At 55.5% G+C, this 22,313-nt stretch carries 24 protein-coding genes and 1 pseudogene; 20 read left to right on the top strand and 5 right to left on the bottom strand.

The annotated features are described in order from the left end of the window. Position 1 precedes the first annotated feature (1 nt). Positions 2–1,837: a DNA helicase RecQ gene (gene recQ / locus QOX26_RS06635; RefSeq protein ID WP_283674185.1), complete on the bottom strand. Its 1,836-nt coding sequence runs from the start codon at positions 1,835–1,837 to the stop codon at positions 2–4. A gap of 418 nt (positions 1,838–2,255) precedes the next feature. Here recQ and QOX26_RS06630 point away from each other — a divergent pair, with 418 nt between their 5' ends. The 8 genes and pseudogenes from QOX26_RS06630 (at position 2,256) to QOX26_RS06595 (ending at position 5,611) form a co-directional block, all read left to right on the top strand. Then, complete coding sequence (locus QOX26_RS06630) at positions 2,256–2,999, top strand: YebC/PmpR family DNA-binding transcriptional regulator (RefSeq protein ID WP_283674184.1); 744 nt, start codon at positions 2,256–2,258, stop codon at positions 2,997–2,999. A gap of 197 nt (positions 3,000–3,196) precedes the next feature. Further along, on the top strand, positions 3,197–3,397 hold the full coding sequence (locus QOX26_RS06625; protein ID WP_283674183.1) for a site-specific integrase: 201 nt from the start codon (positions 3,197–3,199) through the stop codon (positions 3,395–3,397). After that, complete coding sequence (locus QOX26_RS06620) at positions 3,394–3,768, top strand: tyrosine-type recombinase/integrase (protein WP_283674182.1); 375 nt, start codon at positions 3,394–3,396, stop codon at positions 3,766–3,768. The genes QOX26_RS06625 and QOX26_RS06620 overlap by 4 nt, the downstream gene beginning before the upstream one ends. Next, positions 3,746–3,835: pseudogene (locus QOX26_RS06615) on the top strand (helix-turn-helix domain-containing protein); the annotation flags it as partial. The gene QOX26_RS06620 and the pseudogene QOX26_RS06615, both read left to right, overlap by 23 nt. Before the next feature lie 13 nt (positions 3,836–3,848). Then, positions 3,849–4,268 (top strand): hypothetical protein, encoded by a 420-nt coding sequence (locus tag QOX26_RS06610; protein WP_283674181.1) that lies wholly within the window; start codon positions 3,849–3,851, stop codon positions 4,266–4,268. A gap of 78 nt (positions 4,269–4,346) precedes the next feature. Then, complete coding sequence (locus QOX26_RS06605; protein WP_283674180.1) at positions 4,347–4,505, top strand: hypothetical protein; 159 nt, start codon at positions 4,347–4,349, stop codon at positions 4,503–4,505. Positions 4,506–4,858: 353 nt separating this feature from the next. Beyond that, the gene (locus QOX26_RS06600) at positions 4,859–5,089 is read left to right on the top strand and encodes a hypothetical protein (RefSeq protein WP_283674179.1); all 231 of its coding nucleotides are present in this window, start codon (positions 4,859–4,861) and stop codon (positions 5,087–5,089) included. Positions 5,090–5,155: 66 nt separating this feature from the next. Then, positions 5,156–5,611 (top strand): TspO/MBR family protein, encoded by a 456-nt coding sequence (locus tag QOX26_RS06595; RefSeq protein WP_283674178.1) that lies wholly within the window; start codon positions 5,156–5,158, stop codon positions 5,609–5,611. 164 nt (positions 5,612–5,775) lie between these two features. Here QOX26_RS06595 and QOX26_RS06590 read toward each other — a convergent pair whose 3' ends face one another. Next, on the bottom strand, positions 5,776–6,936 hold the full coding sequence (locus QOX26_RS06590; protein WP_283674177.1) for a GH25 family lysozyme: 1,161 nt from the start codon (positions 6,934–6,936) through the stop codon (positions 5,776–5,778). A gap of 298 nt (positions 6,937–7,234) precedes the next feature. On the opposite strand from QOX26_RS06590, the gene QOX26_RS06585 reads away from it, so the two are divergent. After that, entirely contained in the window at positions 7,235–7,450 is a 216-nt protein-coding gene (locus QOX26_RS06585; protein ID WP_283674176.1) for a hypothetical protein, read from the top strand. 73 nt (positions 7,451–7,523) lie between these two features. Here QOX26_RS06585 and QOX26_RS06580 read toward each other — a convergent pair whose 3' ends face one another. From QOX26_RS06580 to QOX26_RS06570, 3 genes are all read right to left on the bottom strand, one after another. Beyond that, positions 7,524–8,114 (bottom strand): 4Fe-4S binding protein, encoded by a 591-nt coding sequence (locus tag QOX26_RS06580; protein ID WP_283674175.1) that lies wholly within the window; start codon positions 8,112–8,114, stop codon positions 7,524–7,526. Continuing rightward, on the bottom strand, positions 8,111–8,302 hold the full coding sequence (locus QOX26_RS06575) for an ATP-binding protein (RefSeq protein WP_283674174.1): 192 nt from the start codon (positions 8,300–8,302) through the stop codon (positions 8,111–8,113). The genes QOX26_RS06580 and QOX26_RS06575 overlap by 4 nt, the downstream gene beginning before the upstream one ends. A 111-nt stretch (positions 8,303–8,413) precedes the next feature. Further along, on the bottom strand, positions 8,414–11,992 hold the full coding sequence (locus tag QOX26_RS06570; RefSeq protein ID WP_283674173.1) for a PAS domain-containing protein: 3,579 nt from the start codon (positions 11,990–11,992) through the stop codon (positions 8,414–8,416). Between the two features lie 188 nt (positions 11,993–12,180). On the opposite strand from QOX26_RS06570, the gene QOX26_RS06565 reads away from it, so the two are divergent. From QOX26_RS06565 to QOX26_RS06515, 11 genes are all read left to right on the top strand, one after another. Beyond that, positions 12,181–13,110, top strand: coding sequence for a zinc dependent phospholipase C family protein (locus tag QOX26_RS06565; protein WP_283674172.1), 930 nt, complete (start codon positions 12,181–12,183; stop codon positions 13,108–13,110). A 142-nt stretch (positions 13,111–13,252) separates the two neighbouring features. After that, a complete protein-coding gene (locus QOX26_RS06560; protein ID WP_283674171.1) occupies positions 13,253–13,540 on the top strand; it encodes a DUF1294 domain-containing protein in 288 nt (95 codons plus the stop codon). Next, a complete protein-coding gene (locus tag QOX26_RS06555) occupies positions 13,537–14,703 on the top strand; it encodes a cation diffusion facilitator family transporter (protein WP_283674170.1) in 1,167 nt (388 codons plus the stop codon). The genes QOX26_RS06560 and QOX26_RS06555 overlap by 4 nt, the downstream gene beginning before the upstream one ends. 15 nt (positions 14,704–14,718) lie before the next feature. Beyond that, positions 14,719–15,987, top strand: a complete 1,269-nt coding sequence (locus QOX26_RS06550; RefSeq protein WP_283674169.1) for a dihydroorotase — start codon at positions 14,719–14,721, stop codon at positions 15,985–15,987. 135 nt (positions 15,988–16,122) lie between these two features. Beyond that, the gene (locus QOX26_RS06545) at positions 16,123–16,656 is read left to right on the top strand and encodes an RNA polymerase sigma factor (protein ID WP_283674168.1); all 534 of its coding nucleotides are present in this window, start codon (positions 16,123–16,125) and stop codon (positions 16,654–16,656) included. Beyond that, positions 16,637–18,025: a hypothetical protein gene (locus QOX26_RS06540; protein WP_283674167.1), complete on the top strand. Its 1,389-nt coding sequence runs from the start codon at positions 16,637–16,639 to the stop codon at positions 18,023–18,025. Before QOX26_RS06545 ends, QOX26_RS06540 begins: the two co-directional genes overlap by 20 nt. Positions 18,026–18,608: 583 nt before the next feature. Beyond that, positions 18,609–19,196: a 2-oxoacid:acceptor oxidoreductase family protein gene (locus QOX26_RS06535; protein ID WP_283674166.1), complete on the top strand. Its 588-nt coding sequence runs from the start codon at positions 18,609–18,611 to the stop codon at positions 19,194–19,196. After that, the gene (locus tag QOX26_RS06530; RefSeq protein WP_283674165.1) at positions 19,193–19,498 is read left to right on the top strand and encodes a 4Fe-4S binding protein; all 306 of its coding nucleotides are present in this window, start codon (positions 19,193–19,195) and stop codon (positions 19,496–19,498) included. The genes QOX26_RS06535 and QOX26_RS06530 overlap by 4 nt, the downstream gene beginning before the upstream one ends. A gap of 1 nt (position 19,499) precedes the next feature. Further along, entirely contained in the window at positions 19,500–20,684 is a 1,185-nt protein-coding gene (gene porA / locus QOX26_RS06525; RefSeq protein ID WP_283674164.1) for a pyruvate ferredoxin oxidoreductase, read from the top strand. Positions 20,685–20,689: 5 nt separating this feature from the next. Next, positions 20,690–21,619, top strand: coding sequence for a thiamine pyrophosphate-dependent enzyme (locus tag QOX26_RS06520; protein ID WP_283674163.1), 930 nt, complete (start codon positions 20,690–20,692; stop codon positions 21,617–21,619). A gap of 133 nt (positions 21,620–21,752) precedes the next feature. After that, positions 21,753–22,295 carry a stage V sporulation T C-terminal domain-containing protein gene (locus QOX26_RS06515; RefSeq protein WP_283674162.1) on the top strand — a complete coding sequence of 181 codons (543 nt, stop codon included), beginning with the start codon at positions 21,753–21,755 and terminating at the stop codon, positions 22,293–22,295. Positions 22,296–22,313: the final 18 nt, after the last annotated feature.

Raw genomic sequence — 22,313 nt, 5'->3', positions numbered from 1 at the left:
GTCAGCTCCGCAGATAGGATTTGATTTCCTCGAGGAAAATTTCTCCGTAGCGGTTGGCCTTTGCTTCGCCCACGCCGCGTACTTCGAGGAACTCAAATTCAGTAATCGGCTGCCGCGCTGCCATATCGGCGAGTGTGGCGTTGGAGAAAATGACATAGGGCGGCACATGCGCTTGCTCTGCCAGCCGTGCGCGCACCGTGCGCAGACGGTCGAACAACGCTTCGTCTCCGGCAATTGCCGCGCCGCCCTTGCCGCCCTTGGCCGGGGCGGCTTTTTTCTCGCGCGGCAGCTTGATGACGAAGGTATCCCGCCCGCGCATCAGTGCGTTGCCGGATGCGGTCAGGAACAGCGCGTTGAACCGTTCGGGGTCGCTCAGCAGATAACCGCGCTCGAGCAGCACGTCAATCAGCTGCCGCACGCGCGCGGCGGTCGCGTCCTGCATGATGCCGTAGGTCGAGAGCGTGTCCAATCCGAACTGCTCGATTTTTTCGGTCTTGCCGCCGCACAGCACGCTCGACACAATCGCCTTGCCGAAATGCAGCCGTCGCTCGTCGAGCCGGTAGATACAGGACAGGATTTTCTGCGCGTCAACCGTTGCGTCAATCTCTTCGAAGGTGGTGTCGCAGTTGCCGCAGTGCCCGCAGGACACCGCCGCACTTTCGCCGAAATATTGCAGAATGAACCGCCGCAGGCACTCGGTTGTCGTCGAATAGAAAGTCATCTGCCGCAATCGCTCCAAATCGCGGTCGATCAGTGCCCGCCGTGTTTCGGGGTCGACCTGCTCGTCGGCAGCTTCGTGACTGCGCTCAATCAGAAACTGTCCCGTGCGCACGTCCTGCGGGCTGTACAGCAGGATACAGTCGGCGGCTTCGCCGTCACGCCCCGCGCGGCCGGCCTCCTGATAATAGCTTTCCATGTTTTTCGGCATATTATAATGAACGACAAACGACACATTTGATTTGTCGATGCCCATGCCGAAGGCATTGGTCGCCACCATGACAGGGGCGCGGTCGTACAGGAAATCATCCTGATTGCGCTGCCGCTCTTCGGCGGGCAGACCGGCGTGATAGCGTGTCGCGCCGAGTCCCTTGATGCGCAGCATATCGCACACGTCCTCGACCGTCTTGCGCGTGGCGCAGTAGACGATACCGCTTTTGCCCGTCCGCACAGCGAGCAGGCGCAGCAGTGCCTGCGGTTTGGACGAGGGCTGCTCGACCGAGAAATAGAGGTTGGGACGGTCAAAACCCGTGGTCAGCACAAAGGGCTCGCGCAGCCCGAGGGCACGGATGACGTCGTCCCGCACGGCGGCGGTTGCGGTCGCTGTGAAGGCCGAAACCAGCGGTCGGTGCGGCAGCAGGCGGAGAAAATCAAGGATTTTCAGGTAGCTCGGTCGAAAATCCTGTCCCCACTGTGAAATACAGTGCGCTTCGTCGATTGTAACCATGGAAATCTCGGTTTGGCATGCGAAATCGAGAAAGTCGGGGGTAGTCAGCCGCTCGGGCGCGATGTAAAGCAGCTTGTAGCGACCTTCCCGTGCGTTCGCGATTACCTCGCGCATTTCAGGGGCGGAGAGCGCGCTGTTTAAGTATGCCGCGGCGACGCCCGACTCGTGCAGCGCGCCGACCTGATCCTTCATCAGCGAAATCAGCGGCGAAATGACGAGCGTCAGTCCCGAAAAAGCCAGAGCGGGCACCTGATAGCAGATTGACTTTCCCGCGCCGGTTGGCATGATGCCAAGGGTATCGCGCCCCTCGAGAATGTGTGAAACCAGCGCGTCCTGCCCCGGACGAAATGCGGAATAGCCGAAATACTGTTTTAAAATATCCTGCGCTGTCATATGTGCCGCTCCTTTGGATTTTACTGTTATTATAGCATTATACCGTATCCCGGTGCAACCGCTGTCGTTTACGGTGCAAAAGGGAAGAGCCGTCGGAACGGACGTTCCGACGGCTCTTCAGCAGCACAGTCAGTTAAAACTGCTGATCCTTCTTCTTGTTCTGGCTGTTCTGCTGATTCTGATTCTGAGAATTCTGCTGGCTCTGAGAATTCTGCTGGTTCTGCTGCTGGTTCTGGTTCTGCTTACCCATAATAATTCACCTCTTTATTGGATTTCGAGACTATTATGGACGCGCTTCCAGCAAAATATGCATGGGACCCCTTGCGAAATTAGAATTTTTTTGATAAAATTATTATGCACTTTCACGTGCTCCTGAATTTGTTATGATTGAATCTGCATAGAAAGAAGGAAATTCACCATGTCGGGACATTCTAAGTTCCACAATATCGCCAAGCGCAAGGGTGCAAACGATGCAAAGCGCGCCAAGATTTTCACCAAAATCGGCCGTGAGCTTGCGATTGCGATTAAAGAGGGCGGCTCGGCCAATCCGGACAACAACTCTCGTCTGCGCGACGTTGTCGCCAAGGCCAAGGCCAACAATATGCCCAACGATAACATCAAGCGCACGCTTGACAAGTACTCGGGCGCTGCGGGCAGCGTTGATTTCGAGGCAAACAACTACGAGGGCTACGGTGTTGCCGGTGTTGCGGTCGTTGTGGAAACGCTGACTGATAACAAAAACCGTACCGTCGCCGATGTGCGCCACCTGTTTGACAAGTACGGCGCGGGTCTGGGCGCTTCGGGCTGCGTATCGTGGCAGTTTGATAAGAAGGGCGTCATTCTCATTGAGCGCGGCGATCTGGACGAGGATACCGTTATGATGCAGGCGCTGGAAGCCGGCGCGGAGGATTTCCAGGCTGACGAGGACACCTTTGAGATTTACACCGCACCGGAGGAGTTCTCTGTCGTGCGTGAAGCGCTCGAAACGCTGGGGTATTCCTTTGCCGAGGCCGAGATTGAGATGGTACCGCAGAACTACATCACCATCGAAAGCACGGACGACATGGCCAAGATGCGCAAGCTTCTCGACAACCTCGAGGACAACGATGACGTGCAGGCCGTTTGGCATAACTGGGAGAATGAGGACGATTACGAGGGATAAGCTTAAATAGCTGTTTCCTTGTAAAAAAAGTCGAGTTTTCATAACTCTTTGGACTGCTTTAAATTGAACGATGATTCTACGACAGGCAAGCTATAACAAGCATTTCCGCGGTTTTTCGTGAGCGATGATTGCCGGTTTGTATGTTGTACTTTAGCCTCTTTGTGTGTTGTTGCTAACACGCGAGGAGGCTATTTTTTATGCAAATGAAAGCGGCGCTGGACGAATTTTTGATCGACTGCGAGGTGAGAAGCTATTCCCCAAAAACGATCAAATCATATCGGAACAGGAATGAGCTGCTGATTAAATTTCTGGAGGTCAGCGGCATAGAAGAGGTGGAGCATGTAAAAGCTGTGCACATCAAAATTCATCTTGGAAATGCAGTGAGCCATGTGACTTGAAAAATGCAGATGTATTCAATGATAATATCCACATCATGGGCAAAGGCAACAAGGAACGCTTCGTGGCCAAAAGCCCGCACATGGCTAAGGTGTTACTGCGGTATTACACACTTCATCAAGGCTTCTTCGAGTTCAAGCAAATACCGGATCCTCTTTTTCTGTCCTGCACGGGCAAGCCGTTAACAGTTGTGGCTGTTGAGCGCGTGGTCAGGATGGCAGGAGAAACTGCGAAAGTGAGAAAGAATATCTGTTGCTCACCGCATACATGCAGGCACTATTTTGCACAGTGCCAACTGCAAAATGGCAGCGACGTATATAGCGTATCCCGTCTGTTGGGGAGCAGCTGTAATGGCAGTTTTTCGAATCAATAAGACACACGGCTATACGGTGATGGCAAATCATCACCTCAAAAACACAGCGTTGTCCCTTAAGGCAAAGCGACGCTGATGCGATGGATGAGGACGTAGCAGACAGGGCAGAGGAACGTGAAAAGTATCGCGAAATGATTCTGGAAAACATCGAGTATGAAGATTTGCAGGAACTGGTAGCGGATATGGAACAATACAACATATTTGAAGGGTGTTTCAGTTCTCGGCATAGTACCAACACGCAATTTAAAGCTAGTGCGGCAAAAATGAAAAGATTGTTGACATCAGGATTGTTGGCATTTGAGCGTGACTTTGCATCAGATATTGTTTGTGCTACAGGTATACGGTCAGCTACTAAAACCATTAATCAAGTTGACACCGCTACATATATTATAGGTTTGCGTGATGGCATGGATGTTGACTTTCATCACGATATTCCTACAGCACGTGTCTGTCGACACTATGACGCAACGCATAAAGCCTGCCCGAAACCGTGGGTGTGAGATTCGCAGGCATGGACAGATTTCAATGCACAACCGGAGGTCGATAAAATGGTGACATACGAACAATTCAAAGCATAGATGCAAAAGTATAAAGCTGAGCGTGAACAGCTACCAGCAAGCGATTGGGCAAAGGCTGAACTCTCACAAGCCAAGGAAAACGGCATAACAGATGGTACAGCGCCTCAGTCCTATGCCAGGCGTGAGCAGGTCGCTGTGATGGTGCAGCGCGGGAAATAAATAGGTGGTGTCAGATTCTGACCCCGGACGCAAAGATGCCCCGACCGTTTAGCCGGGGGCTTTCTTGCTTTTTCGCGCACCGCACGTGCTATAATTTACGCGCATTGAACCTTCTCTCGCGCCGCCCTTCGGAGTGGCTTTTTTACTTTGAGACGCACATCTAAAAGTGTGAACAATAATTGTATACAAACGATCAAATATTTAGAAAAGCTGAAAAAATCAATACGTATGGTGCCAAACATATAGAAATTCTATATGCATGTTTGCTACAAAAATAAATAGTAATATATGTATAAATGCCTAATTGCAACAGGCTGCCGGCTCAAGTATAATAATGGAAAAGAAGGTGCTAAATGTACAAGTTAATCATTAATCCGGTGGGAATGAATTACGGAGTCCAAGTGGGAAACACCGTTATTCCATCCATAACCACCAGTTACGCTGAGGCTGCAGTAATAGTAGCAACCTTGAAACACTATGAAGTGTTAGAAATTCATGCCCTGGATATTATTGATGATTGGCTTGTCATGCGTGAGGATTGGGATATCCCTGTCAAGGCACAGGAGTATGTAAGTGTACTTTAGCACTGTGGAAAAAATAGTCATCTCGCCCGCAGGACATGCATAGGATGTGGAAAAGGGGTGGCTATCATGAAATTGTTAATCAGCATCCTGCTTCCGCTTGTTGTCGGCGGGGTTTCCGGCGCACTGACGGCAGATCATGTCGCAGTATATGAAACACTCATTAAGCCGTCGCTTGCGCCGGCACCGTTGGTTTTTCCGATTGTATGGACGATTCTGTATATTTTGATGGGTATATCGTCGTATAAAATCTATACGGCAGAGGCCGAGCAGGGCGTCAAAAAACGCGCATTGATTCTCTATGCACTGCAGCTGGCTGTGAACTTTATTTGGCCGATTGTTTTCTTTAACCAACAGAATTATGGAGCAGCACTTATTCTATTGTTGTTGCTGATTGTTTTGGTAGTGGAAACAATTTTAGCGTTTTATCCAATTGATAAGGCGGCTGCGTGGCTGCTTGTTCCGTATTTGGTGTGGCTTTGTTTTGCGGCATACCTGAATCTATCTATTTGGATGTTTAACTGAACATAAATTGATACCCCGGCTTATCTGTTGGATAGGCTGGGGTATTTTACGGTTATGCAACAAAGCGTTACGCTCACGCGGTTTGATGAATACAGCAAAGCAGTCCACCCTGCAGACGAAAAGTCCGCGGGGATGGACTGCTTTTTCTTTCAAAGCGGCGGCAATTAGCTGACGTCGTAAACCGTCATAAACCGATCAATCATGACGGCCAAATCGGCGCGGCTGACATTTGCTGTGGGGGAAAGCATGGTGTCGGTGGTGCCATCGAGCAGATCCATCGCTACGGCCCATTCCACTTCGGAAAGCGCCCAGTCGGCAACGTCGCTCTCGTCTGTATATTTCGACAAATCGGCGCGCTTGGTCACATCATAGGAACGATAGTCGGCATAGCGGTACAGGAACACGCATAGCTCCTCCCGACTAATCACTCGATTTGGATAGAAATAGTCATTGGTACCCATCGCGATGCCGGCCTGTTTTGCCCACAGCACGGCATCCGTATACCAAATACTGCCGGTGACATCTTTAAAGGCCGTAAATCCATCCAGCCGATACAGGATGGTGATTGGTGCGGCGCGTACCGCCCCGGCATAGGGCGCAAACTCGTCGGCGCTGATGCCGTTCATGAGTTGCTTTCGATACAGCCGCAGAACGTCCTTGTAAAACCAGTCGCTCGTCTGCACATCGAGAAACGGCAGGTCGCTGGTCAGGACCGCGCTGGTATAATAATCAAGGTCGGTATCGCCCGACACGCCGGGTACACTGCCTTCATCGGTATATTGAAAGCCTGCCCAGTCGCTCCACACGCCCGTGGAGGGGGAGGAAACATCGTAATCGGCCACCCAAAGCGGATAGACGGTCAGCGCCTCATCCCAAACGGAGGACGCATTGGAGGCATCGGAGTAGAAAACCGGCGTAACCTGCGTTTCGGTTTCGAGCGTTTGGGCAAATGCAAGTGCGACCTGGTTGATTTCATCGTTCGATAGGGAGCCGAACTGCTCAAAATCAACCGCTGGGCGACAATCGTAGTCGTACTCTTCAATCAGCGACACGAAGTATTTTGCCTGCTGCTCGGCGGAGTAGACATCTGTGGCCGTAACATAGAAATAAAAACCAATCAATAAACCGGCTTCTTTGGCGGTTGACGCATTGGTCTGGAACTGAGAATCCTCGGTCAGGCCATAGCCCGCGCGAATATAGACGATGTCGTATCCGGCATCATGCACTTCGTCAAAGTCAATCGTGCCGGGCCAGAAGCTGACATCCAGTCCGGCAAATTCAGCCGCATGCGCAGCGATGGGGTGCAGCAGGCAAATAAAACACAATCCCCAAGCAGTAATGAATCGAATTCCTTTCAAATGAATCAGCTCACTTTTTATTAGACTTCAGTAACAATATACGCATTTCAAAGCGTGCTGGTGTGGCGTAGACAACGGATTCTAAATTTGTAAGCTGTTGTTTCGAAAATCAAAGTAAATCAGCGGATTGAACTGTTATCAGGCTAAAGTAACTAGATATTGTAAGCGGACAAAAAAACATCTGCCTTTTAGTATACTTTTGTGGAGAGTGAGTATTTTCTCAAAGATCGTTATGCACTATAATTCCTAAAAAGGGGGTTTTTGGATGTATCAACTGCTAGTGGATGCTGCGGAAAAGCACTATGGAGTGAGGGTCGGGAAAATCTGTGTACATGATGTCACAATTATTAGGTCGGAGGCGGAATGGATTGTTTCCATGCTGCATAAGCATGGCGCGTCGGAAATTCATCTGAAGGACATGATTGAGGACTGGCTTGTGATTCGGGATTATATTAGTATCCCTACGGCAACAACGGCGTGACGTGGGAGTCTTGCGGCCGGACAATTAAAAAACAGCCCTCTTCGCCGAAATATGGCGGAGAAGGCTGCTTTTTTTATGCGCTGCGATTGTCGGTTTTCTTGGCTTTGCATTGGCAGATGGCCTGTGTCATGGTACCCATCGGGCAGTAGACGCACCACGAGCGCGGCTTGAACAGCACCATAGTAATCAGTCCGAGCACGGTCGAGGTCAGCATCACGGAGTAGAATCCGAAGGCAAACTGCTGCACCCAGAACGGCGCGGCGATGGCGGGGGAGGCAAATTGCCACGGCAGGCGGAAGGTCCACAGCAGCGTTACAACTTCACGCAGGCTGTTTGCGCCGGAAAAGACCAGATAGGTTGAGAACAGCATATTGCCGAACATAATGAGGAAAAAGGCCAAAAATCCGTACCGAAATGCCTTGGAGCGCATCCAAGCGGGAATATCGCGTCCGCGGGACAGGCCGAACCGCCCGCCGAGCACGGAAAACAGCTGTCCGCGGCCGCAGTAACGGTTGCAATAGGCTTTACTGCCCGTAGCAATCGAAATCAGGAGCGGCACAAAAAAACAAATCAGACCGAGCCATGCGAATAAGATATTGAAAAATCCCAATACAAGGTAGGCCAGAGAGACAATCCAAAGATAGTCATACCAGTGCTTTTTCATGTATTTGCCTCCTTCTTGGTGATAACGCTTGCCGGACAGGCGCGGGCGCAGAGCATGCAGCCGACGCAGCGGCTTTCGTCCACCACAGCGTGGCAGCCTTTGAAAATGGTGACCGCGCCTCGCGGACAGGTTTTCGCGCACACGCCGCAGGCGACACATGCATCGGTTTGAATGCTTGCAACTTTCATGGAAAAACCCTTTCAAAACACAAAATAAGACCGTTCGGTGAATTCCTGTTAACAGGATACACCAAACGGTCTTGTGCTTCCGTGACTTTGTTACGGTACAGGCTATGCGCGTTACGTCCAGAGCTGGAGCATGCGCAGCAGCTTTGCAAGGTCAAGCGGCTTTGCGATGTGGCCGTTCATGCCGGCGCTGCGCGCGCGCTGCACATCCTCGGCAAAGGCATCGGCGGTCATCGCAAGAATGGCAATGATGCCGGCATCTGCGCGGCGCATGCTGCGAATGGTTTGAGTCGCGGTGTAACCGTCCATTTCGGGCATGCGGATGTCCATCAAAATGGCGTCATAATAGAACGAGCGCGATGCTGCGAACCGTTCGACTGCTTCGCGGCCGTTGCAGGCGATTTCCTGATTAATCAGGTTGTCCTCTGCCACCAGTAAGCGCTTGCCGCGCAGCGCATCCTGATTGATGGCGGTGTCTGTACTGGGCGCGCACCCGTGTTCGCCCGCAAGCCGTTTGAACAGGTAGGCAAGGCTGGAGCGAAACAGCGGTTTGGATAGGAATTCGACCACGCCGGCCTGCCGCGCGGCCTTCTCCTGCACATCCGACCAATCGCACGAGGAGAGCAGGATAATCGGCACGGCGTCGCCGATGCGGCTGCGGATGGCGCGGACAGTTTTAATTCCATCCATATCGGACGGAGCAAAATCAAGCAAAATAGCGAAAAAGTCCTGCCCGGCTTCGTGTGCCTGCACCGCACGTTCGATCGCCTTCCCTCCGGTGCGAACGCTTTCGCCCTTGATGCCGATAGAGGATAGAATGGCGCAGGTGCTTTCGCGACTGTCCGAATCATCGTCCGCAATCAGTACGGACAGCCCTTTAAATCGGTTTAGCTCATCCTGATCCATATGGGCAAGCTCGAGGTCGACTGTCACCGTGAACAGTGTGCCGTGGTTCGGCTCGCTTTCGCAGGCGATTTCACCGCCCATCATTTGTATCAGGCTTTGGGCGATTGCCATGCCAAGCCCAGTGCCGTGCTCGGCGCTGACGCGTGAATCGGCGGCGCGGGAGAACGGTTCAAACAGGTGGCAGAGGTAATTCGGGTCCATGCCGATGCCGTTGTCGCGGCAGGTGAACTGATACCGCGCGTAACCCGGTGTAGGACCGGGAAGCTCGCTCAGTCCCAGTCGGATTTCGCCGCCCTCGGGCGTGTATTTGCAGGCGTTGGAGATGATGTTGACCAGCACCTGCTGCAAGCGCAGTGCATCGCAGATAACGCGTTCGTGCTCAATCAGGCGGGGATTGATGCGCAGGCGCTGATGCTTCTGCTCGATAGAGGGGCGCACCAAGGTCAGCGTATTCTGCACGAATTCCGGCAGGCTGCTCTCGTGCAGGTCGAGGTCAAGCTTGCCACTTTCGATTTTGGACATGTCGAGCACCTCGTTAATCAGGCCGAGCAGGTGCTGACTGGAGATTGCAATTTTGTTCAGGCAGTCGCGCACGCGATCCGGATTGTTCAGGTGGATGGCGGCAAGCGAGGTCATGCCCATGATGGCATTCATCGGGGTGCGGATGTCGTGGCTCATTTTGGAGAGGAAGTCGCTCTTGGCGGCACTGGCGTTTTCCGCGCGGCGCAGCGCGGCCTCAAGCAGCTGCTTGGTCTCCAAATTGTGCCGCAGCGTATCATCCACCACGCGCAGGCCGATGGTGGCCTTGCGCGAGAGCGCGGCGGGTGCGTCGCTCGGCATAATCGTCGCCTGCACCCACTGGTAGCCCGCGCCGTCCCGTTTGCGGAAGGTGTGGCACAGCTCGGTCGCATCGTCAGCGCCAAGCAGCGTGCCGCACAGGTTGGACAGGCTGAAAAACACCGAGGACACCGCCTGATCATCCGGATGAACAAAGCGCTGTACATAGCGGCGCATGAACTGGCTGTAGTTGTTGCCGACTTCGCCGCCGAGCAGGCTGAAAATCTCGTCCTCGCTGCGCATGACGTCAATCGTGTTGCGGTCAAGGTCGATATAGCCGATGGCGAAATAGCTGCGGCCGAGTGTGCGGATGATGTCATTCTGGCGGCGGCGGTCGGACACGTCGGTCAGCACGACGATGGCCGAATCCTCGCCAAAGTCGGCGTGGTTGAGATAGACCACGCAGGAGACCCAGAGCCATTCGCCGTTAATCAGGCGGCGGTATTCGCCCTCAAACGAGCGTACGCCCTGCGCTTTTTGGCGGCGCAGCGCATCGAGACTGAGGTCGCGGGTGAAGTCCTCCCGGTCCTCGGGATGGTAGGCGCGCGCCAGCATATCGGGATTGTACGGCTGATCTTCGCGGAACAGACCGTAGCATGCGGCATCCTGTGGGATGCGAATGCCACGGATGGTTCCGGCAGCGAGGTCGATACGGTAAACGCCCAGAAACAGATCCTCAAGCGAATGCAGAATGTCTTGATTGAGTGCGGAAAGCTCGGAGTGCTCGGTTTCGACGCGCTTTTGGTCGGTCAAATCTTCGATTAGGCCGACGACGGTCAGCGGCTGGCCGCCCGCATCGCGGTCGGCGACCGAGAGCGTCAGCCGGTTCCAGTGCAGACTGTCCGCCGTGCGGCATTCTGCCGACGCGGTATCCGCACCGGCGTTGACGCGTGCAAACAGTGCGGTGATGGCGGGGCGGTCGTCCGCATGCACAAACCGCGTCGTGAAATCCGCGGGCGCGTCGCGGTACAGCGGGTCGCAGCCGTAGCATTCACAGGTACGGTCGGGTGCGGTCAGACGGTGCTCGGCAGGGAAGTAGTAAAATTCGCCGATGGTGGTGCCGCGCAGCGCCAGACGAAGCAGCGCGTCCGACATGCGGTTGCGCCGCTCAGAGGATTTGCGGGTGGTGACGTCTAAAAAGACACTCTGCACAATGGACTGTCCCTGTTCATCCGTCACGCCTTCCGAGGTGCCCAGAATCCAGCACGGAGAGCCGTCCTTTTTGTGCACGCAGTATTCAAATTCCAGCTTGTCGCCAAGGCGGCTGAGCTGTGTCAAATCGGCGCTGACACGATCGCAGTCAGGCGTTGCAATCAGCTCATCGACCGACCAGTATTCCTTTTCAAACAGCTCTGCGGAGGAGTAGCCCAAGATGCGCAGCGCCTCGTCGTTGGCTGCGATAAAACGCAAGCGGGCATCGCCCGCAATCGCATACCGCGTGATGCCGCAGGGCACGGACTGGAACAGACCGTTGTAGCGTGCTTCGCGCTTTTCCAGTTCGATGCGGTCCTCGACCTCGCGCGTGATGTCGCGGATGGCGCTGATACAGACCGCGTCGCCGTGCGCGTCGGTCAGGGTGCGGCCGATATCGTTGACCCAGATGTAGCGCCCGTCTTGGCGGCGCATGCGATACTGCACCTCATAGGTTTCACCCGTGGTCAGCAGCGTGCCGACCTGACGGTCAACCGCCTCAAGATCGTCCGGGTGAATGCCGTTTGCGAGCAGTCCGCCGATGTCGCGGGAAAACGCCGCGAAGCTTTCGTAGCCGAGGTGCTGAATCATATAGTCATTGACACAGTAAACCGGATATCCTTTGGAGATATAACCGCCTATAATGCCGCCGGGGATGTTCAGACACAGCAAATCCAGAATGCTGTGACTGAGAGCCGGCGGGGGGGCGCCGTCCTCATAGCGGGCAAAATGCAGCGGGGCAGTGGGTTGGTGCTCCATGGTCAGCCTCCTTGGATAAGAAAAAGATAATTTTATTTTACCATGCACAGCGCGTCCGCACAATGCGCGGACGGCGGGAAAATGACCGGATATATGCTTTTTCGCTCAATATGTGAAATTGTTCTTTCGGTTCTTGTAAAAAGAAGGTATAATAAATGCATATCTCACAAAGGAAAGGGCGGATTGTCATGGCTGATTTCGTTTCCCATCATCTGTTCGGCGGCGAAGCGCTGTCTGTTTTCCCTGCGCCCGCGCAGCGGGTGGCGGCGATACGACCCGCGTGCTTTTATTGGGGCTGTCAAGGCCCTGACCCGCTGTTCTACCGCAAAGTGCTCGGCGGAAGTCCGCTGCACAAGGTGGGCAACAGCATGCATTCGGAGCGGACGACCGCGCTGTTCTCGGCGCTGTCCCGTGCAGTGCACTGCCTGTCCGGCACGGCGGGCGATATGGCGCAGGCCTATTTTTACGGCTTTCTCTGCCATTACGCGCTCGACAGCGTGATTCATCCTTATGTATACTGCCGGCAGGAGCAAATTCGCGCCGCCGACCCTCGGGTTTCCGGTGCTGCGGTGCACTGCCAGATTGAAAGCGACATCGATTTTCTGCTCTATCAGGGCAAAACCGGCTGCAAAGTGACCGCGTTTGATCCGGACGAGCAGTATCAGCTTGCGCCGGACGAGGTCGCGGTGCTGTCCTGCCTGCTGCACACGGTGCTGCGCTGTGTCTACGGCGAGGATGTGCCGACGCAGGAGTTGCGCCGTGCCTTTTCGGAAATGCGTGCGTGGGAAAACTTCCTGTATTCAGAGAGCCGCGCGGTGTATCATACCGCCCGCGGGGCGGAGCGGCTGCTCGGCCGCGGCGCGTTGCTGACCGGACACATGAAGGTTGCCGCGCCCGACTGGGACGCACTCAATGAAGAGCATGCGCCATGGCGCAATTTGTGGAGACCGGAGGAAGTGCGCACCGAATCGGTACCCGAGCTGCTGTCGCTTGCCCGCATCCGCGCCGCCGCCCTTGCGGGGCAGTATGCCGCGCAGCTTGCGGACGGTTGGTTCCTGCGGCAGGAGTTTGATGAGCCGTTTGACAGCGGCAATCCCAAAATGCTTGCGACTCTCTGAAAAATGCACCAAAAATCGCCGCTTGCGGCGATTTTTTTGCTTTTGCGTTAGGGGCGGCTACTTTTTGGCGAAATCTTTGCATCGTTCCATGGGTTATGGTAAAATATGAAGACATTCCGTTCCGAAGAAAAGGGGGAGAACGTTGCTTCCATATCTATTAACCTATTTCGCCGCAGTCAGCCTGATCGGGGCAATTGTCTGCGCATACGACAAGATCGCCGCCGGACGGGATTGGCGGCGCGTGCCCGAGCGCACTCTGTTTTTCTGGGCGCTGGTCGGCGGCGGTCCCGGGGTTTATGTGACCATGCTGCTTATCCGCCATAAAACGCTGCATAAGCAGTTCATGCTGGGCATCCCGGCAATTATGATTTTACAGCTAGTAATCATTGTCGGGATATATTACATTTTGTATTCGAGGGGACTTGTATGACAAACGCGTTAATCCGTATTTTCATCAAAGACCGCGATAACGTGCGCGATGCACGGGTGCGGGAACGCTACGGCGTGCTGTCGGGCGCGGTTGGTATCGCCTGCAATCTGTTGCTGTTCGTGCTCAAGGTGCTGATCGGTTTGTTCACCGGCTCGATTTCAATTGCAGCCGATGCGTTCAACAACTTATCGGACGGTCTGTCGTGTCTGATTTCGATCGTCGGCTTCAAGGTGTCGGGGCGCGAGCCGGACGCTAAGCATCCGTTCGGCTACGGCCGCACGGAGTATATCGCGGGGCTGATTGTGTCGTTCATCATTGTGATTGTCGGCTTTGAATTCTTCAAAACCTCGTTCAGCCGCATCCTGCATCCGGAGCCGATTGCCTTTTCTGCCGTGCTGACGGTGATTTTGGCGATTTCCATGCTCGTTAAGCTGTGGATGGGCACGTTTAACCACCGCATCGGCACGCTGATTGACTCACCCGTGCTGATGGCGGCGCGGCAGGACAGCTTAAATGATGTCATTACGACCGGCGTGGTCGTCGTCGGCATGATTGCCGGACGGTTCACCACACTGCCGGTGGATGGCTATATCGGCGTGCTTGTCGCGCTGTTTATCCTGTGGGCGGGCTTTAACATCGCCCGTGACACGGTCGCGCCCCTGTTGGGCGAGGCGGCTGACCCCGAAATCGTACGCACCATTGAAAATATCGTCATGGAGGCGGACCATATTGTCGGCGTACATGACGTGATTGTTCACAACTACGGCGCGGGGCGCACGCTCGCTTCGCTGCACGCTGAGGTGCCGTCCGACGCGGACTTTGTCGCCGTGCACGAGGTGATTGACGAGGCGGAAAAGCGTGTTTGGCACAAAACAGGCGTGTATTTGGTCATTCATATGGATCCGGTGGACGTCAACAACGCCCATGTCAGCGCCCTGCGCGCGCAGGTAGACGGCGTGCTGCGCGAGATTGACGAGGGACTGACCATGCATGATTTCCGCGTGGTAGACGGTGAACGGCACATCAACCTGATTTTCGATGTCGTCGTGCCGTATAGCTATAACGATGAGGGCAAGCGAACTTTAATGATTACAATGCGTAATAAAATGAAAGAGATAGACAAACGGTATAATCTGGTGGTAACCTTCGATCACCAGATGTAAGAAAGGAAAGACCCTATGCTTTTGATTCAGAACGGACGCGTGCTCGACCCCTTTACGGGGGTGGATGCGCCGCGCGACGTGCTCATCGGGGACGATGGCGTGATTGTGCGCGTGGAAGAGCACATCGACGCGCCTGCGGATTGCAAAACGCTTGACGCACGCGGGTTGACGGTATCGCCCGGCTTTGTCGACGGGCATGTGCACTTCCGCGATCCCGGTCAGACCGAAAAGGAAGACGTGCACACAGGCGCGGCTGCTGCTGCTGCGGGCGGTTATGCCACCGTAATCTGCATGGCGAACACGATTCCGACCTGCGATACGCCGGAAACCATCCGTTATGTGACCGAAAAGGCCGCAGACGCGCCGGTTCAGGTACTGCAGGCGGGCGCGGTGACGCGCGGCCTCAAGGGGCAGGAGATGACCGACTTTGCTGCACTGCGTGCAGCGGGTGCGCCCTGCCTGACCGATGACGGCATCAACCTGACCTCGGCGGCGCTATGCCGCACGGCGATGTGCGAGGCGGTCAAACATGACATGCTGCTGTCCTTCCACGAGGAGGAGCCTTCGCTTGTGCCCTCGCCCGGCGTGAATTTCGGCTCGGCGGCGGCAGAACATTTCGGTGTGCCCGGCGCGATGGGCTGCGCAGAAACGGCGATGGTCGCGCGGGACATTGCCCTTGCGCTCGACACCGGTGCGCGCGTGCTGTTTCAGCATATCTCGTGCGGACAGTCGGTCGCGCTCATCCGGGCGGGCAAGGCGATGGGTGCAAAGGTCTTTGCCGAAGCAACGCCGCACCATTTGAGCCTGACCGAGGACGATGTCATCGCCCACGGCACGCTTGCCCGCATGAACCCGCCGCTGCGCGAAGAAAGCGACCGGCTCGCGCTGATTGACGGCCTGCTCGACGGCACGATTGACATGATTGCGACCGACCACGCCCCACACACCGCCGAGGAAAAGGCGCGTGCGTTTGGCAAAGCGCCGTCCGGCATCACGGGGCTGGAAACCGCGTTTTCGGTGTGCAATACCTATCTGGTGCGCACGGGAAAGCTGACAAAAATGCAGCTCATTGAGAAAATGAGTAAAAGTCCGGCGGAAATTTACCGTCTGCCCGCCCACGCGGTTGCACCGGGCGGTTTCGCCCGGCTGGTGCTGCTTGACTGGGATGGCGAGAAGGTATACAAAGAGTATAAATCCAAATCAAATAACACTCCGTATACAAACATGCCGCTCTTCGGTACGCCGCGCGCGATAGTAACCGGTGTTCGTATCATGGAAAACTGAAATTCCCGCCCCTCAACTGCAGAGGGGCGGTTTTTTTGTGGAAAAATTTTTACAAATTTTGCGAAATCATGTCACAAAATCCTGTTGTCATTCGTTATAGTAAATGAACATGTTCTATCGAAAGGGGGCGGCTGCATGGATGCACGTGCGCTCGACGCTTGCTTTGCCACAGCGGGCGAAGAGGCTCTCAACGCGGCAATTGCGTTATACGGTCAGCCGCTGCTGCGGTACTGTCACCACATTCTCTGTGATTATCACGAGGCGCAGGACGCGGTGCAGACCACTTTTATCAAGGCCTATGACAACCGAAAGCGCTTTCAAAACGGCAGTTCACTGAGCGCGTGGCTGTATCGGCTGGCCTATACGACCTGCATCGACCTGCTGCGCAGACGGCGGGTGCAGCTGTTCACGCCGCCTGCTGCCGAGAGCGATCCCGACTATATTGGGGACGAGCTGCGGCAGGCGCTGGAAAAGCTCAGCCCAGAACAGCGTGCGCTAGTGTTCGGCCGCGTGATTGAGCAGCGCAGCTTCGAAGCGCTTTCGGTCATTTACGGAAAATCTGCCGCAACGCTGCGCAAGCGCTATGAACGCGCACGAAAAAAATTGGCCGCCGCGCTGACCGGAACGGCCGCAGAAAGGGGGAGAGGCTGTGAATCAAGAATCGGATGAGTGCATCATCCGTTTGGCGCTTCAAGGCATTGAAACGCCCGCGTTTGATATTCAATCCTCGGTGCGGGAGCGGCGGCGCACCCATCTCCGCCGCATTCCGTGGCACAACACCCGCCGCATTGTACTTGCCGCCGTCGCCGCCGCGCTGCTGACCGTCACCGCGACCGCGGTTTTGCAGCTGTCGGGCGCGTGGCAAGCGATGTTCGGCGACCGCGTGCTGCTGCCCGCCCATCTGCCGATTTCGCTGCACCAAAGCCTGTCACAGAACGGCTACACGCTCACGCTTGAGGATGCCATCATCAGCGACACCGATGCGGCGCTCATTCTGACCCTGCGCCGTGCGGACGGCCAGCGGATGGAGGATGTGCCGCAGTTTGGGCAGAACGAACTGCTCATTGAAGGTACGGACGCCATGAACGGCAGCAGCATGACCATTCGGCCTGAGGAGGATGGCAGTGTAGCCTACCTGTACCAGGAATATGAGTTGACTGAGAATCCGCGCGGGCGTGAGTTGACGCTCAGCATGGGTACGGCCGCCATTGAAGGAGAACAGCACAGCACGCTGCAAGCCGGCGCACTGGATGGGATGTATCGTGCGCAGCCGGTGGAGCAGGCGGCCGAGCCGGATATCATGTCCGATGAAATGGACTTGTTTGCCGGACAGCGCGACAGCGCACCTGCGCTGCCAAACGGCGCGGAAAAGGGGTGCCGTCTGGCGGGCGTCGGTTTTTTCGGCGGTGCGTTGCAGGTGGTTTTTGAACTGGATGACAGCCGCAGGTCGGACAGTTCCTACTGTGAATCGGTGGAGGTCACGCACCTGACCGACACGCGCAGCGGGCAGGTTTATCGGGCGGATTCGACCTCGGGCAGCGGTGCAGGCGAGCATATGACGGTGTACAGCACCGCCTTTGAAGGACTGTCGGCGCGTGATTTGCCCTATCTTGAAGCCGAAATTACATACCGTATGCAGACGCCGATTACGCAGCAGCCGTGGACGTTCCGTTTTCAGGCGCGCGGCGTGAACTCCTGGGTCATTCGGGATGGCATTGCGGCGCAATTGGCGGGTGCGCAGGTGCAGGTGGACGAGCTGAGCGTTTCGCCGCTCAGCATTCGAATCAGCGGCAGCGGGGCGATTGACAGTGATTGGATCAATCAACTCGAGGACGATGATGTGTACCTGACGCTGCGGGACGGCACGAGCATAAAAACCCATTGCGGCATGAGTGCGCTGTCCGGGGATGCACAGGGCGGCAGTATGCGGTTCGACCTGAGCTTTGACTATCAGGACCCGGAGGGCGGCAAGCGATTTCTCGACATTGTGCGCGAGGTGGCATCGGTCACGGTCGGCGGCGTGACCATCAAGCAGTAGGAAAACAGAGCAGAAAGCCCTCGTGGGGAGGGCGCAACAGTAGGATAGTGAGTAGAATCCGACCGTCCGTGGGGGGCGGAAGGTGTGCGGCCGTGATGTGGGATTGCGGCCGCACTTTTTTGTCGACTGGCAGAATAAAAGGGTGAATCAGAAGACAAACATTGGGAATGTACGCGAGGCGTGGACAACTGTGCATAAAGCATGGATGAAAACGCGCGATTTTGTGGGGTTTTACCATTGCATCAGATGAAAGTGCGGCGTATACTGGTAACCAGTTAACACGTGAAAGGCTACGACGGAGACAGTAAGCCGCCAAACGCGAACGACACAGCGAGCCGGGGACAGTGCAAGCCCGGTGCAAGTAGCAGGCGACTGAAAATCACTCCCGAGCCGCGCACCGACCCCTCTCGCGCTTTGCGCGAAGAGAGTAGGACGCGACGGATTCCTGCCGTTATCAGGAGCGCATATGTTGGTATGCAGGTAACAGGTGGTACAGCGAACGCGGTAATACAGCGGTCGTCCTTTTACAGGACGGCCGCTTTTTTTATTTGTCATCAAAACACTTCAAACGGAGGGGTATGTTATGAAAAAGGCAAACAAACCGGTAGAAATCCGCTGGCACGGCCGCGGCGGTCAGGGTGCGAAAACGGCCTGCCTGCTACTGGCGGACGCGGCGTTTTCCTCGGGCAAATATGTGCAGGGCTTTCCGGAGTACGGCCCGGAGCGCATGGGTGCACCGATTACGGCCTACAACCGCATATCGGACGAGCGCTGCCCGGTGCATTCCAACATCTATGAGCCGGATTACGTGGTCGTGGTGGACGAAACGCTGCTCGACGCGGTCGACGTGACCCGCGGCCTGAGCGAGGAGGGCGCGATTATCGTCAACACACCCAAGCGCCCGGAGGAGATTCGCCCCATGCTGGGCGACTACGCGGGCAAGGTATGTACCATTGATGCCCGCGCCATTTCCGAGCAGACACTTGGAAAGAACTTTCCGAATACCCCGATGCTGGCCGCGGCGGTCAAGATTTCGGGCGTGGTGGAGGCCGACAAGTTTGTTTCCGACATGGAGGCGTCCTTCAAACACAAATTTGCGCACAAACCGCAGGTGATTACCGGCAATATGGCCGCGCTCACCCAGTCGATGAAAGAGGTACAGGTAGGATGAGTTTCAAAGCAGCAGAGATTCACGAAACATCGCCGTGGCAGAAGATGACCATCGGCGGTGAGATTTACGAGGGCGGCACGTCCCGCCTGACCATGACCGGCGAATGGCGCACCAAAACGCCCGTATTTGACGCGGAAAAGTGCAAACACTGCATGCTGTGCGTGCCGTTTTGCCCGGACAGCTCAATTCCGGTCGTGGGAAAAGAACGGCTGGATTTTGACCTCGACCACTGCAAGGGCTGCGGCATTTGCGAAAAAGTGTGTCCCTTCGGCGCGATTTCTTTCGGAAAGGAGGGGGAATAATATGTCCATTCGTGAACGTCTTTCGGGCAACGAAGCTGTCGCCTATGCGATGAAGCAGATTAATCCCGATGTGATGGGCGCGTTCCCAATCACGCCTTCGACCGAAATTCCCCAGTATTTTGCCCAGTACGTGGCCGACGGTCTGGTGGACACCGAATATGTCACTGTCGAGAGCGAGCACTCGTCCATGTCCACCTGCATCGGTGCGCAGGCGGCAGGCGGACGCGCGGTGACTGCGACCTCGTCCTGCGGTCTGGCGCTGATGTTTGAGCTGCTGTACGTCGCGTCCTCGTCCCGCCTGCCGGTGACGCTTGCCTGCGTCAACCGTGCGCTCACAGGGCCGATTAACATTAATAACGACCACTCTGATTCAATGGGCGCGCGCGACGCGGGCTGGATTCAAATTTACGCCGAAACCAATCAGGAGGCCTATGACAATTTTTTGCAGGCCATGCCGATTGGCGAGCATCCCGACGTGCGCCTGCCGGTCATGATTTGTCAGGACGGTTTTATCACCTCGCACGGTGTGGAAAACATCGAGCTGCTTGAGGATGAGATTGTCAAGGACTTTGTCGGCGAGTATCAGCCGGAAAACTACCTGCTCAAGCACGAAAATCCCCTCGCCGTCGGCCCTTACGACGTGACCAACTATTATATGGAGCACAAAATCCAGCAGGCCGAAGCGATGAAGGCGGCAAAGCCGGTCATTCTCAAGATCGCGGAGGCGTTTGAGAAGGTATCGGGTCGTAAATACGGCTTTTTTGAAAGCTACCGCATGGAGGACGCGGAAACCGCGCTCGTGCTGATTGGTTCGTCGGCCGGCACGGCACGTGCCGCGGTCGACAAGCTGCGGGCGCAGGGCAAAAAGGTCGGCATGGTCAAGCTGCGCGTGTTCCGTCCGTTCCCGATGGAGGAGCTGGCCGCGGCGCTTGCGGGCTGCAAGGCGATTGCCGTCATGGACAAGGCGGAGAGCTTTTCCGCCGCGGGCGGCCCGCTGTTTGCCGAAACAAGAAGCGCACTGTACGATTTGGATACGCGCCCCAAGGCGATCAATTACGTATACGGTCTGGGCGGCCGCGATTTCACGGTCGACACGGCGGAAACCGTGTTCGCCGCGCTGGACGAAATCGTTGCAACCGGAAAAACGGGCGAGGTTTATCGCCATATCGGACAAAGGAGCGAATGAGCAATATGGCATACAATCTCAGAGCCGAAGTGCAGAAAAAAGAACGTTTTGCCCCCGGACACCGCCTGTGCGCGGGCTGCGGTGCAGGCATCACGGTGCGCGCGGTGCTGCGTGCACTCGAGGAGGAGGACAGAGCCGTCGTCACCAATGCGACGGGCTGCCTTGAGGTTTCGTCCTTCCTCTATCCTTATACCGCGTGGGAGGACAGCTACATTCATTCCGCGTTTGAAAATGCGGCCGCGACCTGCGGCGGTGTCGAAGCGGCATACAATGTGCTCAAGAAAAAAGGCAAGGTGCAGGACAATTTCAAGTTCATCACCTTTGGCGGCGACGGCGGCACGTATGACATCGGTTTTCAGTCGCTCTCGGGTGCGATGGAGCGCGGACACGATATGGTTTACGTCTGCTACGACAACGAGGCGTACATGAACACCGGCATCCAGCGTTCGTCCTCCACGCCGCGCTTTGCCGACGCGACCACCTCGCCGACCGGCAAGGTGTCAAACGGCAAACGCCAGAACAAGAAGGACTTGACCCAAATCATGGTGGCGCACGGCATTCCGTATGTGGCACAGTCGACCTTCCTGGGCAATTTTAAGGATTTGCACGAAAAGGCGCACCGCGCCATTTACACACCCGGCCCCGCGTTTTTGAACGTGATGAGCCCGTGTCCGCGCGGCTGGCGCTATCCGGCCGAGGAAATGGCCGAAATCTGTCGCCTTGCGGTTGAAACCTGCGTCTGGCCGCTCTATGAGGTCATTGAAGGCGAGTACCGCCTGAGCTATGAGCCAAAAACCAAGCTGCCTGTTGCGGAGTTTTTGAAAAAGCAGGGGCGTTTTAAGCACATGTTTGCGTCCGGCAACGAGTGGATGCTCGAGGTTGCACAGAATTATGTGGATAAAAAGTGGAAAGAGCTACTGTCTAAGTGCAGATAAACGGCGAAGCGCGGCCTAAAGGCGCATCGCAAATTTAAGAAAAATTTGTCATACATATTGCTTACATAATTAACGTTCCTTTCGTCATACTAACAACACAACCAGAAATTCCGTAATGGGAGGGAACGCATTAATGAAGGCAACCGGTATTGTCAGACGAATTGATGACTTAGGCCGCGTCGTCATTCCAAAGGAAATCCGCCGAACACTTCGTATTCGCGAGGGTGATCCGCTGGAGATTTTCACGGATCGGGACGGCGAGGTCATTTTTAAAAAGTATTCCCCGATGGGGGAAATGGGTGCGGTAGCGGGCGAACTGGCCGAAGCACTGGCTCGCACCTCCGGCATGTCCTGTGCCATCTGTGACCGCGACGCAGTCATTGCCGCGGCTGGCGGGGCGAAAAAGGATATTTATGAAAAAAGCATTTCCGCAGGCCTTGAAACGCTGATGGAACAGCGTACCGTCTATGAGCACCGCTTGGGCGATGCGCAGGACTATACGGTCTCGGAGCATGACAACTACCATATCGTAGTTGCAGCGCCCATCATCACCGATGGTGATGTGACCGGCTGCGTTACCTTCCTCAGCGAGGATGAAGGCGCAGCTGCAAGTGAGGTCGACTCCAAGCTGAGCCAAACCGCCGCTCAATTTTTATCCAAACGAGTAGCGATGTGACAGGTTTAACCTGCGGCG

It is taken from the genome of Butyricicoccus sp. Marseille-Q5471 (assembly GCF_951230135.1).
GTDB lineage: Bacteria > Bacillota > Clostridia > Oscillospirales > Butyricicoccaceae > Agathobaculum.
Note: the sequence above shows the minus strand (reverse complement) of the source record. Positions and strands in the feature narration are given on the sequence as shown.

What these genes read in the sequence shown, in the direction of transcription:
- recQ (WP_283674185.1), bottom strand. Translation starts at nt 1,837, where the DNA reads ATGACAGCGCAGGATATTTTAAAACAGTATTTCGGCTATTCCGCATTT.
- QOX26_RS06630 (WP_283674184.1), top strand. Translation starts at nt 2,256, where the DNA reads ATGTCGGGACATTCTAAGTTCCACAATATCGCCAAGCGCAAGGGTGCA.
- QOX26_RS06625 (WP_283674183.1), top strand. Translation starts at nt 3,197, where the DNA reads ATGCAAATGAAAGCGGCGCTGGACGAATTTTTGATCGACTGCGAGGTG.
- QOX26_RS06610 (WP_283674181.1), top strand. Translation starts at nt 3,849, where the DNA reads ATGGATGAGGACGTAGCAGACAGGGCAGAGGAACGTGAAAAGTATCGC.
- QOX26_RS06605 (WP_283674180.1), top strand. Translation starts at nt 4,347, where the DNA reads ATGCAAAAGTATAAAGCTGAGCGTGAACAGCTACCAGCAAGCGATTGG.
- QOX26_RS06600 (WP_283674179.1), top strand. Translation starts at nt 4,859, where the DNA reads ATGTACAAGTTAATCATTAATCCGGTGGGAATGAATTACGGAGTCCAA.
- QOX26_RS06595 (WP_283674178.1), top strand. Translation starts at nt 5,156, where the DNA reads ATGAAATTGTTAATCAGCATCCTGCTTCCGCTTGTTGTCGGCGGGGTT.
- QOX26_RS06585 (WP_283674176.1), top strand. Translation starts at nt 7,235, where the DNA reads ATGTATCAACTGCTAGTGGATGCTGCGGAAAAGCACTATGGAGTGAGG.
- QOX26_RS06580 (WP_283674175.1), bottom strand. Translation starts at nt 8,114, where the DNA reads ATGAAAAAGCACTGGTATGACTATCTTTGGATTGTCTCTCTGGCCTAC.
- QOX26_RS06575 (WP_283674174.1), bottom strand. Translation starts at nt 8,302, where the DNA reads ATGAAAGTTGCAAGCATTCAAACCGATGCATGTGTCGCCTGCGGCGTG.
- QOX26_RS06570 (WP_283674173.1), bottom strand. Translation starts at nt 11,992, where the DNA reads ATGGAGCACCAACCCACTGCCCCGCTGCATTTTGCCCGCTATGAGGAC.
- QOX26_RS06565 (WP_283674172.1), top strand. Translation starts at nt 12,181, where the DNA reads ATGGCTGATTTCGTTTCCCATCATCTGTTCGGCGGCGAAGCGCTGTCT.
- QOX26_RS06555 (WP_283674170.1), top strand. Translation starts at nt 13,537, where the DNA reads ATGACAAACGCGTTAATCCGTATTTTCATCAAAGACCGCGATAACGTG.
- QOX26_RS06550 (WP_283674169.1), top strand. Translation starts at nt 14,719, where the DNA reads ATGCTTTTGATTCAGAACGGACGCGTGCTCGACCCCTTTACGGGGGTG.
- QOX26_RS06545 (WP_283674168.1), top strand. Translation starts at nt 16,123, where the DNA reads ATGGATGCACGTGCGCTCGACGCTTGCTTTGCCACAGCGGGCGAAGAG.
- QOX26_RS06535 (WP_283674166.1), top strand. Translation starts at nt 18,609, where the DNA reads ATGAAAAAGGCAAACAAACCGGTAGAAATCCGCTGGCACGGCCGCGGC.
- QOX26_RS06530 (WP_283674165.1), top strand. Translation starts at nt 19,193, where the DNA reads ATGAGTTTCAAAGCAGCAGAGATTCACGAAACATCGCCGTGGCAGAAG.
- porA (WP_283674164.1), top strand. Translation starts at nt 19,500, where the DNA reads ATGTCCATTCGTGAACGTCTTTCGGGCAACGAAGCTGTCGCCTATGCG.
- QOX26_RS06520 (WP_283674163.1), top strand. Translation starts at nt 20,690, where the DNA reads ATGGCATACAATCTCAGAGCCGAAGTGCAGAAAAAAGAACGTTTTGCC.
- QOX26_RS06515 (WP_283674162.1), top strand. Translation starts at nt 21,753, where the DNA reads ATGAAGGCAACCGGTATTGTCAGACGAATTGATGACTTAGGCCGCGTC.